The organism is Pseudomonas sp. NEEL19 (assembly GCF_028751975.1).
Taxonomy (GTDB): Bacteria; Pseudomonadota; Gammaproteobacteria; order Pseudomonadales; family Pseudomonadaceae; genus Aquipseudomonas; species Aquipseudomonas juntendi.
Map to the genome: position 1 here is coordinate 1,763,310 of NZ_CP081491.1, position 14,608 is coordinate 1,777,917.

Here is a 14,608-nt window from a genome sequence, read left to right on the forward strand (position 1 = left end):
GCCGCCTAATGGAGTGTTTATGGCAGTCAAGGTCCTGGTGGTGGATGATTCCGGTTTCTTCCGCCGCCGCGTCTCGGAGATCCTCTCGGCGGATCCGACGATCCAGGTAGTAGGTACCGCGACCAACGGCAAGGAAGCGATTGACCAGGCGCTGGCGCTCAAGCCCGATGTCATCACCATGGACTATGAAATGCCCATGATGGATGGCATCACTGCGGTGCGGCACATCATGCAGCGCTGCCCGACGCCGGTGTTGATGTTTTCCTCGCTGACCCATGAGGGCGCCCGGGTCACCCTCGATGCGCTGGACGCGGGGGCGGTGGACTACCTGCCGAAGAACTTCGAGGACATTTCGCGCAACCCCGACAAGGTCAAGCAACTGCTGTGCGAGAAAGTGCATACGCTGGCGCGCAGCAACCGCCGGTTTGGCAGTTACGCCAGCCCTGCGCCGGCCGCAACGCCGGCACCTGCCAGCAGCCATGTGCCGGCGGCGGGCGTGGGCAGCCCGGCAGCGGCGCGCAGTGCGCTGCCGGCCCGGGCCCCGGCAGCCGCGCCCGCTGCGGCTGCGGCGCCTAAACGCAAGCCGTACAAACTGGTGGCCATCGGTACCTCCACCGGCGGCCCGGTAGCCCTGCAGCGGGTGTTGACCCAACTGCCGGCCAACTTCCCTGCACCGATCGTGCTGATCCAGCACATGCCGGCTGCGTTCACCAAGGCGTTCGCCGAACGCCTGGACAAACTGTGCCGCATCAGCGTCAAGGAAGCCGAAGACGGTGACATGCTGCGCCCAGGCCTGGCCCTGCTGGCCCCGGGTGGCAAGCAGATGATGGTCGATGGCCGTGGCACGGTGAAGATCCTGCCGGGCGATGAGCGCCTGAACTACAAGCCGTGCGTGGACATCACCTTTGGCTCGGCGGCCAAGTCATATGGCGACAAGGTGCTGTCGGTGGTGCTGACCGGCATGGGTGCCGATGGCCGTGAAGGTGCGCGCCTGCTCAAGCAGGGCGGCAGTACGGTGTGGGCCCAGGATGAAGCCAGCTGTGTGATCTATGGCATGCCCATGGCCATCGTCAAGGCCAACCTGGCCGACGCGGTGTATAGCCTGGACGAGATCGGCAAGCACCTGGTAGAGGCTTGCGTCTGATGGACGTGCTGAGCCTGATCGGCCTGATCCTCGCCTTTGTTGCCATTGTCGGTGGCAACTTCCTCGAGGGTGGCCATGTCGGTGCCCTGGTCAATGGGCCGGCGGCATTGATCGTGCTGGGCGGCACCTTGGCGGCAGCACTGCTGCAGTCACCGCTGGCCTCGTTCAAGCGGGCCCTGCAGATTCTGCGCTGGATCCTGTTCCCGCCCAGGGTCGACCTGGCGGGTGGCATCGACCGGGTGGTGAACTGGAGCCTGACCGCGCGCAAGGAAGGCTTGCTGGGCCTGGAAGGGGTGGCCGACAGCGAGCCCGACCCGTATGCGCGCAAAGGCTTGCAGCTGCTGGTCGATGGCGCCGAGCCAGAAGCCATTCGCAGTATCCTCGAAGTCGATTTCCTGACCCAGGAAAGCCGCGATATCCAGGCGGCCAAGGTGTTCGAGAGCATGGGCGGTTACGCGCCTACCATCGGCATCATCGGTGCGGTCATGGGCCTGATCCACGTGATGGGCAACCTGGCCGACCCGTCGCAACTGGGCAATGGCATCGCCGTGGCCTTCGTCGCCACCATCTACGGTGTGGCCAGCGCCAACCTGGTGCTGCTGCCGATCGCCAACAAGCTCAAGGCCGTGGTCATGCGCCAGTCGCGCTACCGCGAAATGCTGCTCGAAGGTCTGCTGTCGATTGCCGAGGGTGAAAACCCGCGCTCCATCGAGCTGAAGCTGCAAGGCTTCATGGAGTAACCCATGCGCCGCCGCCGTCATACCGAGGAACACGAAAACCACGAACGCTGGCTGGTGTCATACGCCGACTTCATTACCTTGCTGTTCGCATTTTTTGTGGTGATGTACTCGATTTCGTCGATCAACGAGGGCAAGTACAAGGTCATTTCCCAGGCGCTGCTCGGGGTGTTCAACGACCCTGAGCGCAGCATGAAACCCATCCCCGTGGGCGAGGAAAAGCCATTGACCGTGCGCCCGGCCGAGCCGCTGGTCAACGACAGCGAGCAGACCGAAGCGGGCCTTGCGGCAACCAATACCGACCCGCTGAAGACCATCAGCGATGACGTGCGCGATGCCTTTGGCGACCTGATCAAAAGCAACCAGATGACCGTGCGCGGCAACGAACTGTGGATCGAGATCGAGCTCAATTCATCGCTGTTGTTCGGCAGTGGCGATGCCATGCCCAGCGACAAGGCGTTCGCCATCATCGAGAAGGTGGCCGATATTCTCAAGCCGTTCGCCAACCCGGTGCATGTCGAGGGTTTCACCGACAACCTGCCGATCCGCACCGCGCAGTACCCGACCAACTGGGAGCTGTCGTCGGCGCGGGCGGCGAGCATTGTGCGCCTGCTGGCCATGGAGGGGGTAAACCCGGCCCGCATGGCTTCGGTCGGCTATGGCGAGTACCAGCCGGTGGCCAGCAATGACACCGCCGATGGCCGCGCGCGCAACCGGCGGGTGGTGTTGGTGATTTCCCGTAACCTGGAAGTGCGCCGCAGCCTGACGGGCTCGGGTAGCGCCAATGCAACACCGGATGCTGCCCTGCGCCGGGCTGGCACACAAAGTGCACCGGCTACGCCAGCAACGGTGGCGGGGCAGTGATTCGTCAATTCTCTGGCACTGCTACAAGCACAATGTTGACTGTGACGCCGTTCCCTGTGGGAGCGGGCGAGCCCGCGAAGCAGGCGACGCGGTGATTGGCACCGGCTTCGCCGGTGTTCGCGGGCTCGCCCGCTGCCACATCGATCGCACGCGCTTTCAAATCAATACATAGAGTTTGCTTGATGAGAGTCTGGGCAGTAGCCAATCAAAAAGGTGGCGTCGGCAAGACCACCACGACCATCGCTTTGGCCGGCCTGCTGGCCGAGGCCGGCAAGCGCGTGGTCGTCGTCGACCTGGACCCGCACGGTTCGATGACCAGTTACTTCGGCCACAACCCTGATGCCCTCGAGCACAGTTGCTACGACCTGTTTCTGCACAAAGGCAGCGTGCCTGAGGGCTTGCCGGGGCAACTGCTGCTGCCCACCAGCGACGAGCGGATTTCGCTGTTGCCGTCGAGCACCGCGCTGGCCGTGCTGGAGCGCCAGTCGCCGGGGCAGAATGGCCTGGGCCTGGTGATCGCCAAGAGTCTGGCGCAGTTGTGGCAGGATTTCGACTTTGCCTTGATCGACAGCCCACCCTTGCTCGGCGTGCTGATGGTCAATGCCCTGGCCGCCAGCCAGCAGTTGGTGATCCCGGTGCAAACCGAGTTTCTTGCGGTGAAGGGGCTTGAGCGCATGGTCGCGACCCTGGCCATGGTCAACCGGTCACGCAAGCAGGCGCTGCCGTACCAGATCGTGCCGACGCTGTTCGACCGCCGCACCCAGGCCTCGCTGGGCACCCTGAAGCTGCTGCGTGACACCTACGGCCAGCATGTATGGCAGGGCTACATCCCGGTCGATACGCGCCTGCGCGACGCCAGTCGCAAGGGCGTGACGCCCTCGCAGTTCGACGCCAAGAGCCGTGGGCTGGTCGCCTACCGGGCACTGCTCAAGCACTTGTTGACCTACAAACCCGCAGCGCAGGTGGCCTGATGACCCAGACCCGGTACACCGGCACCCGGCCACAGATGGCCTTGCAATCGTATCTGGATGGCCTGCTGCAGGAGGCCACCGAAGACGAGGCGCTGTTGCAGCCCCCCGTAGAGCCCGCTGCAGCCGATGAGTTCGCTGAAGCCCTGCGCGAGGAACAGGCCCGCGATGCCCGCCAGCCGCAACCTGCCGAACCGCTCGTGGCCGTTGCCCGCCCTGCGCCTCGGCCTTTCGCCGAACCCCGCCTGGCGGTGTTGCCCAGCGTGATGCCGGTAGACCCGCCGGTGGTGACGGTGGTGGAGCAGGAGGTGGTGGCCGAGGCGGCCATTCCAGTGCTGGTCGAAGCGCCTGCGCTGGAACCGGCGCTGCCACTGGTCGACGTGTACCTGCCAGCGCCGCCCGTGCCACCGGCCACTGTCGACGGCCGCCCGGCCTGGGCCGCCGAACCCTTCGAATGCCTGTTGTTCGATGTCGCCGGCCTGACCCTGGCCGTACCACTGGTGTGCCTGGGCTCGATCTACACCCTGGCCGGCCAGGAGCTGACCCCGCTGTTCGGTCAGCCCGAATGGTTCCTTGGCATCCTCACCTGCCAGGCGGGCAACCTCAAGGTCCTGGATACGGCGCGCTGGGTGATGCCCGACCGCTACCGCGACGATTTCCGCCAGGGCCTGCAGTACGTGATTTCGGTGCAGGGCTACGAATGGGGACTGGCCGTGCATCAGGTCAGCCGTTCGTTGCGCCTGGACCCGTCGGAAATCAAGTGGCGCAGCCAGCGTGGCCAGCGCCCGTGGTTGGCCGGCACGGTAATTGAACACATGTGTGCATTGCTCGATGTTGCCGCACTGGCCGAGCTGATCGCCAGCGGCGCAGTCAAGCAGCTGCACGACAAACAAATGACACCGAACACAACCGCCAGTAAGCGGATTTAGAGGGCTAGGGGAATGAAAAAGTCGTCTGCACAAGGTTCTGAAGATCCAATCCTGCAGTGGGTAACGTTCCGGCTGGACAACGAGTCCTACGGCATCAACGTGATGCAGGTGCAGGAAGTGCTGCGTTACACCGAGATCGCGCCGGTACCGGGTGCGCCCAGCTATGTGCTGGGCATCATCAACCTGCGTGGCAACGTGGTAACGGTGATCGATACCCGCCAGCGCTTTGGCCTGATGCCGACCGAAGTCACCGACAACACCCGTATCGTCATCATCGAGGCCGACAAGCAAGTGGTCGGTATCCTGGTCGACAGCGTGGCCGAGGTGGTCTACCTGCGCCAGTCGGAAATCGAAACCGCGCCGAACGTGGGTAACGAGGAGTCGGCCAAGTTCATCCAGGGTGTGTGCAACAAGAACGGCGAGCTGCTGATCCTGGTCGAACTGGACAAGATGATGACTGAGGAAGAGTGGTCCGAGCTGGAGAACATCTGAGTTGATCTTCGAGGTTGCGGTAATCTTTCTGGCGTTGCTGTGGGCCTTGAGCCTCTGGTTCTTCCTCAACTACAGCAAACGCCAGCGCGAAGTGGCCGCGCAGCAGGCCGTGGGCGATGCCTTGCGCGACCAGCGCATCAAGGACCTCGCCAAACGCCTGGATGACTACCAGAACGTCACGGTGCGCATGGGGGACGCGCTGCACGAGCTGAACGTGGCGGTTGCCCCCTTGCCGGACCGGATCCAGCAACTGGAGCAACGCGACCCTCATAATGTGACGTTCTCCCAGGCAGCCAAGCTGGTCGGCATGGGCGCCAGCATCGCCGAGCTGACCGAGAGCTGCGGCCTGACCCAGGCCGAGGCAGAGCTGATGAGCAAGCTGCACCGTAGCGACTGAGCCTGGCGGGCCGCTTCAAGGCCCGCTCAGGCCTGCGCCCAGGCTCAGGTCTGGACCCAGGAGTGATTGCCGCCGACCGTGGCGATGCGGTTGAGCGGCAATTGCTGGTGCACGGCCTCCCTCAACGCGCTGCCGTTGATGAAGGTGGCGGTATTGATACGCGGGATGTTGTACAGGTTGACCATCTGGCGCAAGGTCGCCAGGTTGGGCAATTGCTGGTCGATCACGTCGCTGAGCAGGCGGGGGCCGGTCAGGTAGCTCAGGCGGCTGGCATACCGGTAGAAGTTCAGTGGGTCTTCGGCCAGGCTAGGTCTGTGGTCATAGAAGTCCGAATGGATGCGGAAGCGTGCGTGCATTTCCTCGCTGATCGCCTCCAGGGTCGGGTTGCCAGGGTGGCTACCGATCTGGCTGGTGTTGTACAGGCAGTTCATGCTCAGTTTCTCGTTGGCCATCGGCGGCGCCAGCAGCAAGCCGTTGGGCGGGATGCACAGGTCCACCTCATTGATCGCTTCGGTGGGCGTTGCAGGTGGTTCGCCGTGCTCTGGTTGCCTGGCCTTGCCTGGCACCCGTAGCGTGTCGTCGACGTCCATGTACAACCCCCCTTCATGGTGCAGCAGCGGGTAGCGCAGCACATCGCTCGCCGACGCATAGTTGGTGGCCACGCCACCATTGCCGTCCAGCGCCGCGTCGTACTGGGCATAGTACTTGGTCTGCTGGAATGCCCTGAAGAACGCCTGTTCTTCCAGGGGTAGCACCTGCAGCCCCGGCGCCTGTTCGGCCAGCAGACGCAGGTTTTCTTCGTAAGCGCCAGGGTTGGCCGTGGACAGGAACAGGCGCAGGCTGTAATCACTGTTTTCCAGCGCCGCGACATTGTGGGCAAGGTTGCTCAGCAAGGCCGGGCGCAAGGTCTTGTCACCTACCCAGAGGCAGGAAATCCGCTTGGGGATGGGCAAGCTGTTGGCAGGGGCGTGTGGGATTTCACCCGGCAGCACCAGATCGATACCCAGCGCGCGCAGGGTGGCGGTGCGCATCGCGTCGGTGACTACGCGCTCGCGGGGCTCGGGTACCAGGCCGCGAGCATCAGGGCTTGCCACGTAGCCAACGGGCTCAACGTCGTTGATGTCCTCGTCCAGGATGAAGGCATCCCGTTCAAGGTCATACACCACCTCCTTGATGTAGTCGTCGATCACCGATTCCAGGGTGTCCGGCATGCCGTTGTACCTCGGCCTGCGGATCACGGCCTCGGCGGTGAGCGGGTCTGCTTGCGGCAGCGGCGGGATCGGTTCGCAGATATGGAAGTAGGGCGCACCTTCGGGCGCCGGGGCCAGCAGTATGGGGGCGCGCACCGGGCTCATTGGGTAACCGATCTGGTCGTTGAGCCGAATCGGCGGCACGAAGCCATCACTCTTGAACTGGAACAGTGCCGAGGCTTTGGACGCCCCTGTCAACAGCAATGGCACTGCATTGAACAGCCCCCAGGTGATGTTGGCTACCCCGTCCTGCCGTGCCTGCAGGGTCTTGCCGTTGATCGCTTCATCCAGGCCAAGGCCTAACTGCGCAATGCCACCGAGCGCCAGCACCGGCGCCAAGCCGGGTACCACCAGGCACAGCGGTGCCAGTAAATTGAGGGTGGTAAGCAGGTAGCCCCGCCACTTGGCTTTGCTGACCTGGCTGTCGCTGGTGATGATGAAGTCGGCGTCGTCGAAGCTGCGTTGGCGTTGGCGCTCGGCCAGCGCCTGGAACAAGTCGCCGGTGATCCTCGGGTTGTAGCGGCTTGGCCGGTAGTTGACGTAGGTGCGCGGCGGCCAGATGCCATCATCGTTGAACATGCCGTGTTCTGGCGGCAACACGTGGCGCCGGGGGTACTCGGCCAGCCCGTCGAGTGCGGTATCCAGCCCGCTGAAATCCACGCCCTGTGGCCTGTCGGCCAGCCGGAAATGCTGTTTCAGGGCTTCACGCTTGAGTGGGTCTTTGCACTGCTCGCCGACCCAGTCCTTCAGCGCATTTTCGCTGGCGAACTCCAGCAAGGGTGAGCTGTTGCCGGGTATGTAGAGCACTGTCAGGTCCGTGCTTGAGTTGCACAGGTAAAGCAGGTCGGTGGCGGCGTAGCCATAGATGCTCAGGGTGCTCATGCGCAGCTTGTCGACCCGCGGCATCAACTCGGCGGCTTGCCACAGCAATTTCCGTGCGGCTTCGCTGAGGCTGCCTTCGCTGACCTGCTTGTTGCAGGCGGCAATGAAATTGAGCTTGCACGCCAGGCGGTGTGCGCTCATGTGCTCGCGCCAGTAGGTGTGCAGGGTGTTCTTGAAGGGTGCCTGGAAGTCCAGGTTCTCGATGAATTGCTGGAAACTTTCGGCGGCTACCGGCACATGGGTAGTGGCGTCATAGCGCGGTGGTTCGGTGCGCCGGAACAGCCCATTGAAGACCGAAAATTCGGCGCCATAGTGGTTGAAACCCCGGGCGGGCAGGGCATTGACGATCCGCACCGGGCCTTCTGGCAAAGTGCCGGCCCAGGGCGCACGGAACAAGGCGCCGAACAGGTCGTTATTGCTTTCGCCCTGCCAGTTGCTGAGCACGGCCTGGCTTAGGCTGATGCATTGCCTGACCTCTGCCAGGCTGCCGCCTTTGCGGTCGGAACGGTAGTGCAGGGTCACCACATCGACCCGGTCGGGGTCGAGGTCATGGCCCTGCTCGGCGAACCATTGCTTCACGGCCTGGCTGGCCTGGCGATCGGGCCGAGGGACATGGTTCAAATGATCGCGGACATAGTGCACGCCAGTGGCGTTGATCCCGGTAGTGCGCATCGTGGTTACCTTGCGTGAGTGGGAGCTGCAAGGTTGCAGGATGCTGCTGCACGCCAGTGGTAGATAACTACATACGCCTGCTATGGCCCTTCAGTTGTGTTCCCAGCTATGCGCCCGACCTGCCTCGAAGAACCGGTCCAGCGGCACATGCTCACGAATCAGTTGGGTCAACTGGCTCGTGTCGAGGGTGCCGTGAAGGTCGTAGAGAGGCGAAATCAGCAGTCTGCACATGCCGCGTAACTGCCTAAGCCAGGGCAGCTGCGCGTCGATCACATCATTGAGCACCCCAGGCCCGGTCAGGCGGCAGAGGCGGCGAGCATAAGCGTTGAAGCCTACAGGGTTGAATACCCGATCGGGCCGTTCAGTGTAAAACGTGGGGTCTAGCTGGAACCGTTGCAGGATTGCTTCGGAAATGGCGTCCAGTGTGGGGTTGCCGGGGTGGCTGCCGATCATGCTGTTGTTGTACTTGACGTAGAAACCCAGTTGATCATTGGAAACCGGGGGGTACAGGAGCAAGCCATTGGTGGTCGTTCGCAAGGTCTGGTTGGCCAGCGGCGAGGTGCCTGGCCCCGAAGCGGCGTTGAGCACGCGGTCGTCGGCATCCAGATAGAAACCACCGATGTGCTTGAGCATGCGGTAGCGCAGAATGTCGCTGGCCGAGCTGTAATTGGTGATGCCTGGGTTGGTAATTCCAAGTGCTGCCTGGTACTGGGCGAAATAGGGCGACCGCGTGAACTCTTGGTAGAACGGTTGATCCTCGAGCGTCAGGACGCTCATGTGAAGTGTCCTGCTCCTGAGCAGCGTAAGGTTGGCGTCATAGGCCCTGGGGCTTTGCCGCGAGAGGAACAGTTGGTACTGGTAATCACTGTTTTCCAGCGCTTGGGCATTGTGTACGAGCGCCTCCAGGAAAACAGGGGAAATGGCCTTGTCACCCACCCAAATGCTGGAAACGATGCGCGGAATCGGCGTACGTTCCAGGGTGTTGAAGTACGTGTAGTCGATGGGTAGATCCAGTTCGATGCCCAACTGCCGGAGGGTGAACATGCGCTGTGCGTCGGTGACGACCCGCTGGGCATTGGCAACGCGCACTAGCCCCGCTGGTTCGCCGGTGTCAATCTTCCAGCGCTCAGGCGTTGCCTGCTTGTATTCAGAGAGCTTGATAAAACTATCGGTGTGCAAGTCGTACACCACAGGTTGCATTTTGAACCCTTGTGACGACTGGAATGCACCTTCGAAATAGTGGCCCATATCATCCCCAACGTGCGTCACTACCACCCTTTGTGAGCCTGTCGGAATCTGTACCGTCTCACGAAACGCTGCTTGTGCCGGTATCAACTGCAATGCATCCGTCGGCACGCTTACATTGGCCGCTTCGCCCAGCACATCCGCCAACTGGGACGGCCGTAGCAAACCTGGCAAACGGTAGTGAAACGCCTGGCTGGCGCGGGCGATGCCGATAGGCAAGGGCAAGGCATTGAACAGGCCGAAGACCTGGTTCTCGACCCCTTCGACTTTCTCGTCCAGCGAGTGGCCGTTGATCACCTGGTCCATGCCCAGGCTGAACTGTGCCACGCCGCCCAGCACCATCACCGCAAGGAGCTCGGGCACCACCACGCATAAAGGTGCCAGCAAGCACTGGGCAACGTTCAGGTAGCTGCCCCAATGCGCCTTGACGACCTGGCGGTTGGTGATGACGCGGTAATCCAGGTCGTCGTAGCTGCGCTGCTTCTGGCGATTGGCCAAGTGATCGAACAGGTTACCAGTGATAGGTAAGCTGGTGGTTGGCGAGCCAAACTCGATGGTATCTTCAGGGTCCCATGTACCACTGGTGGCAAAGCCGGGATGATCGTCGGGCAGGGTATGCGCGGCGGGATAGCAGCCCAGCCCTTTCAAGGCCGTGATGAGGCCGCTGAATTCCAGCCCGTCCTCCCAGTCCGCGGGTGAGAAACATTGTTGTAGCCACTCGCGGCGTTCTGGGTCTTTGCATTGCTCGGCAAACCAGTGCTTGAGCGCAGACAGGTCCGGGAATTCGTGCAGGGGCGACGCGTTGCCCGGCATATAAAGGACGACGGTGCTGCTGTCGTCGGCCTTGATGTAGATGATCGATGTACTGTGATAACCGTACACATTCAGCAGGCGGGTGGTTATCGCCCGCGTATCCAGGGGCAACAGGCCGGCGGCCTGCCAGGCAAGGCGCCAGGCAGGGACACTGAGGCTGCCCTCGTTGACTTGCTTGTTGCAGGCGGTGATGAAGGCCATTTCCAGTGCGCGTGCGTATTCTTTCCTACTTTGCTGCCAGTAGCTGTCCAGTTGGGCCTTCAGCCGTTCGTGCAGGTGCAAGCCCCACACATAGTCCTGAAAAACTTCGGCACGGATGGGCAGCAGTGTCGCCGGGCTGAGCTCCTGATTCGCGGTACGTCGGTACAGGCCGTTGAAGACCAGGTAGGACATCGCGTTAGAAAGCAGGGGGGGTGGCCGCATACGGTCGACAAATGTCACCGCATGCAGCGGGGCGATACCCGCCCAATCGCCAATGTGAAGCCCTCCGCTGCCTGTACTCGGTTCACCTTGCCAGTTGGCCAGCAGGGCATCGGTCAGGCTGGTGCGTTGAATCACCTTGGCCTGCGGAGGTAGCCAAGGTTGGCCCTCTTCGCGCTCTGCGTCCTGGTAGTGGAAGGTGACGACGTCGATGTCAGCGGGGGACAGGAGCACACCGCGTTGCGCAAGCCAGTCGCGCAATAGTTTGTCGGCCAATGTATCGGGGCGCGGCATCTGGGCCAGCGCACTGTGCAACAGGCGCTGCTTCATGGGTTGTGGAAGGTTCATCGTTGGGTGTCCGTGGCTATCGGCGTTGCAGGGTAGCCAGCGGGCACACCGCTCAAGTGCTAATTAAAGCTGTCATCCGCTGGCAGAACGCTCATCAGCGGGGGCGCTGGGGTAATGTCGCGCTCGCCCGGCGGCTCGTCGTCGAAGCCCACGGGCACCTTGCCACGCAGTTGCCAGGCAAAGGCGATGATTTCGGCGATGGTCAGGTACAGCGCCTCGGGGATCTGCTCGCCCAGTTCCAGGCGCGCCAGCAAGCGTACGAGCTCGGCGTTTTCATAGATCGGAACGTCGTGCTCGCGGGCCAGGGCCAGTATGGCCTCGGCTACGCTGTCGTCACCTTTGGCCGTCAGGCTCGGCGCCTGCTGGCCATCGTAGCTCAAGGCAATGGCCTGGCGGGGTTGTCGGTCGTTCATGCGTTTTCGTCCACCCAGCGTTGTTCTACTCGGGTACGGGGCCCTTGCGGTGGGATGCCCGCGCGGCATTCCAGGTCGCCGACCTCCAGGCCGCGGGCAAGCAAGCGTTCGCGCAGGCTGCCCAGCTGGCTGTCGATCAGGCGCGCGGTCTGCTCGCGCTCGGCCCACAGTTGGCCCGACAGCTGCCCTTGATTCAACTGGGCCTGGACCTGCATGGGGCCCAGCGGGGGCAGGTCGAAAGCCAGGTCGATACGCCAAAGGGCTCGCAGCGAGTCTGCTGCTTCATGTTCACGATCGGCCTGCTGGCGTGGCGTTTCTTCGCGCTGCAGTTTGACCTGCAGGGGAATGAACTCCTGGCCGTGGCGAATCGGCACTTCGGTTTGCCACGTGGTCTGCAGGTTGCCGTTTTCCAGTGTGCCGCTTTGTTGCAGGCTGCTCATGGCGTGGCTCTGCAGGCGGGAAATGGCCGCTGCGGCCAGGCGCAGCAGCTGTTGCAGGTCGCCTTCGTCTTCCAGCGCGTTCAGCAACCGCGACGGCAGCGGGAATGCCCCAGGCTGTGGCTTGGGGCTGACCCGTTCGAGTAGGCCCAGGGCTCCGCGTGCCACGGCGGGCATGGTCACGGCCAGGCTGTCCGGAGCCAGGCTTGGCGTGCCGGGCGGCAGGTTCGGTGCCTGCGCCACCAGCCGCAGCAGGTGGGCCTTGAGGTCGGTGGCGACAGCGGCTGGGTAGCCCCCCAGCAATTTTGCTTCAAGGAAGGCGCCGCTGTTGCTCAGGGCTTGTGCCACGCCTTTGGCGTCCCCCAGTTGCCGTACGTCCGGCAGGCCGGCCAGCAGGCGTTCGGCGCTGGCGCGCAGGTCGCCAGGGGCATCGGCGCTGCGGGTGAGCTGCTGCAGCGCGTCGAGCAGGCTGGGCAGCGAGGCCTGGCGGTTCTGTTGGGTCATTAGCTGCTGAGCGATGCTCAGTTGGTCCTGCCTGCCACTCAGAGGCACGAAGCGCAGTGACTGATCACCTTGCACCAGCGCGCTGAGCAGGCTGCCAACGGCCAGCGGGCGCGGGCTGTCGACGCTCAGGGTGGCGCCGGCCTGGGCGCTGTTGAGCAAACTGATCAGTGCCCGATAGACCGGCGCCTGCCCAGGCGCCTGGGCCAATGCCTGGTTGGTCAGGACCTTGCCTTGCAGGAGCGTGCCGACAGGTACCTCGCGGGTATCCAGGCGGGTCAGGGTGGCGACCTGGCTGGCAGTGGCCTGCTGCAATAAAATGGCCAGGCGATTGCCTTCGGTCTGGCTGACGGTAACCTGGCTACCTGGGGCCAGGGGTTGGCCGGCGCTGGCCTGCAGCTGGGTCTGTGCGCCGTTGGCCTGGACCAGCCGCAGGAGCAGCTGGAACTCCTGGCCGCTCTGACGCAACGCCAGCACTTGGGCTTGCGCGGTTTCGCCGGGCGCCAGCAAACCGGGCTGGGGCTGGACCAGGCGTAGGACCTCGCCGGTCATGGCCGCCTTGGTGGCTTGGTTGCCAAGCGCAGTTTGTGCGCCGAGACTATTGATTTCAGTCATGATTGTATACAACCTGTCGGACCCGGCCTCTTGGCAGCGCAGCGGCGCGTGCAATAATGCCGACCGCCCGTGGTTGCCAGTATAACGGCAGCGCACCGGGCGACTTGAGACACGGGCTTCAGGTTGGCTCGCCTGCCAAACAGGCAACACCGACCGGAGGCCCTCTACACATAAGGCGAAACCGTGACCTTCCACCTCCAAGCCGCAGGCCTGGCCTGCGAGCGCGACTGGCGCCTGCTGTTCGAGCAACTCGATTTCGAGCTGGGCGCGGGCGACATGCTGCAGATCAGTGGGCCCAACGGCAGTGGCAAGACCAGCCTGCTGCGCCTGTTGGCCGGGCTGATGCAGCCAACCGCCGGGCAGATCCTGCTGGGGGGCAAGCCGTTGGCTGAGCAGCGTCATGCCATGGCCAGCCTCCTGCTATGGATTGGCCATGCCGCCGGCATCAAGGACCTGCTGACCGCCGAGGAAAACCTCACCTGGCTGTGCGCCCTGCATCAACCGGCCAGCCGCGACGCTATCTGGGCAGCGCTGGCGGCGGTGGGCCTGCGCGGGTTCGAAGATGTGCCTTGCCACACCCTGTCGGCCGGCCAGCAGCGCCGCGTGGCCCTGGCCCGCTTGCACTTGGCCGGCCCGCCGCTGTGGATTCTCGATGAGCCGTTCACCGCCCTCGACAAGCAAGGCGTGGCGCAACTGGAAGCACACCTGGCGGCGCACTGCGAGCAGGGCGGCACCGTCGTGCTGACCACCCACCATACGCTGACGCGCAAGCCAGGCGGTTACCGTGAACTGAACCTGGGGCAATGGGCGGCATGAGCGTATTCATCCTGTTGCTGCGCCGTGAAGCGCGCCTGTTGTTCCGGCGCCCGGCCGAATTGGCCAACCCGCTGGTGTTCTTCGCCATCGTCGTGGCCCTGTTCCCGCTGGCGGTTGGCCCCGAGAGCCAATTGTTGCAAACCTTGTCGCCGGGCCTGGTGTGGGTGGCCGCGTTGCTGGCGGTGCTGCTGTCCCTGGACGGCCTGTTCCGCAGTGATTTCGAGGACGGCTCGCTGGAGCAGTGGGTGCTGTCGCCGCAGCCGCTGGCGCTGCTGGTGCTGGCCAAGGTGCTGGCGCACTGGATCTTTTCCGGGCTGGCGCTGGTATTGTTGGCGCCGCTGCTGGCCTTGATGCTGGGCTTGCCCGGCCACTGCCTGCCGGTGCTGCTTGCTTCACTGCTGCTGGGTACGCCAGTGCTGAGCTTGCTGGGTGCAGTAGGCGCGGCGCTGACCGTTGGCCTCAAGCGCGGTGGTTTGTTACTGGCGTTGCTGATTTTGCCGTTGTATATCCCTGTATTGATCCTGGGCAGTGGTGCGTTGCAAGCGGCGTTGCAGAATATGCCGGCAACCGGCCATTTGCTCTGGCTCGCCAGCCTCACCGCCCTGGCCGTGACCCTGGCACCCTTTGCGATAGCGGCCGGGCTGAAGATCAGCGTCGGCGAATAA

General features: G+C 63.4%; 13 protein-coding genes. 9 read left to right on the forward strand and 4 right to left on the reverse strand.

The features are described 5' to 3' along the window. Window positions 1-19 precede the first annotated feature (19 nt). The 7 genes from K4A76_RS08070 to K4A76_RS08100 all read left to right on the forward strand — a co-directional run bounded on the left by K4A76_RS08070 (window position 20) and on the right by K4A76_RS08100 (window position 5,531). Window positions 20-1,144, forward strand: coding sequence for a protein-glutamate methylesterase/protein-glutamine glutaminase (locus tag K4A76_RS08070; RefSeq protein ID WP_110677391.1), 1,125 nt, complete (start codon window positions 20-22; stop codon window positions 1,142-1,144). Then, entirely contained in the window at window positions 1,144-1,884 is a 741-nt protein-coding gene (locus K4A76_RS08075; RefSeq protein WP_009681920.1) for a flagellar motor protein, read from the forward strand. The genes K4A76_RS08070 and K4A76_RS08075 overlap by 1 nt, the downstream gene beginning before the upstream one ends. 3 nt (window positions 1,885-1,887) lie before the next feature. Beyond that, window positions 1,888-2,745 carry a flagellar motor protein MotD gene (motD, locus tag K4A76_RS08080; RefSeq protein ID WP_009681921.1) on the forward strand — a complete coding sequence of 286 codons (858 nt, stop codon included), beginning with the start codon at window positions 1,888-1,890 and terminating at the stop codon, window positions 2,743-2,745. A gap of 182 nt (window positions 2,746-2,927) precedes the next feature. Then, window positions 2,928-3,716 carry a ParA family protein gene (locus K4A76_RS08085; RefSeq protein WP_009681922.1) on the forward strand — a complete coding sequence of 263 codons (789 nt, stop codon included), beginning with the start codon at window positions 2,928-2,930 and terminating at the stop codon, window positions 3,714-3,716. Continuing rightward, window positions 3,716-4,642: a CheW domain-containing protein gene (locus K4A76_RS08090; protein WP_274411899.1), complete on the forward strand. Its 927-nt coding sequence runs from the start codon at window positions 3,716-3,718 to the stop codon at window positions 4,640-4,642. The genes K4A76_RS08085 and K4A76_RS08090 overlap by 1 nt, the downstream gene beginning before the upstream one ends. Window positions 4,643-4,654: 12 nt before the next feature. Next, entirely contained in the window at window positions 4,655-5,134 is a 480-nt protein-coding gene (locus tag K4A76_RS08095) for a chemotaxis protein CheW (RefSeq protein WP_003254393.1), read from the forward strand. 1 nt (window position 5,135) lies between these two features. Continuing rightward, a complete protein-coding gene (locus K4A76_RS08100; protein ID WP_009681924.1) occupies window positions 5,136-5,531 on the forward strand; it encodes a DUF2802 domain-containing protein in 396 nt (131 codons plus the stop codon). A 44-nt stretch (window positions 5,532-5,575) separates the two neighbouring features. Here K4A76_RS08100 and K4A76_RS08105 read toward each other — a convergent pair whose 3' ends face one another. From K4A76_RS08105 to fliK, 4 genes are all read right to left on the reverse strand, one after another. Next, complete coding sequence (locus tag K4A76_RS08105; RefSeq protein ID WP_274411900.1) at window positions 5,576-8,335, reverse strand: dermonecrotic toxin domain-containing protein; 2,760 nt, start codon at window positions 8,333-8,335, stop codon at window positions 5,576-5,578. A gap of 90 nt (window positions 8,336-8,425) precedes the next feature. After that, window positions 8,426-11,161, reverse strand: a complete 2,736-nt coding sequence (locus K4A76_RS08110) for a dermonecrotic toxin domain-containing protein (RefSeq protein ID WP_274411901.1) — start codon at window positions 11,159-11,161, stop codon at window positions 8,426-8,428. Between the two features lie 59 nt (window positions 11,162-11,220). Further along, window positions 11,221-11,574: an EscU/YscU/HrcU family type III secretion system export apparatus switch protein gene (locus tag K4A76_RS08115; protein ID WP_182368870.1), complete on the reverse strand. Its 354-nt coding sequence runs from the start codon at window positions 11,572-11,574 to the stop codon at window positions 11,221-11,223. Further along, on the reverse strand, window positions 11,571-13,127 hold the full coding sequence (gene fliK / locus K4A76_RS08120; RefSeq protein ID WP_274411902.1) for a flagellar hook-length control protein FliK: 1,557 nt from the start codon (window positions 13,125-13,127) through the stop codon (window positions 11,571-11,573). Before fliK ends, K4A76_RS08115 begins: the two co-directional genes overlap by 4 nt. 183 nt (window positions 13,128-13,310) lie before the next feature. On the opposite strand from fliK, the gene ccmA reads away from it, so the two are divergent. Beyond that, complete coding sequence (ccmA, locus tag K4A76_RS08125; protein ID WP_054904662.1) at window positions 13,311-13,943, forward strand: cytochrome c biogenesis heme-transporting ATPase CcmA; 633 nt, start codon at window positions 13,311-13,313, stop codon at window positions 13,941-13,943. Further along, window positions 13,931-14,608 (forward strand): heme exporter protein CcmB, encoded by a 678-nt coding sequence (ccmB, locus tag K4A76_RS08130; protein ID WP_371928192.1) that lies wholly within the window; start codon window positions 13,931-13,933, stop codon window positions 14,606-14,608. The genes ccmA and ccmB overlap by 13 nt, the downstream gene beginning before the upstream one ends.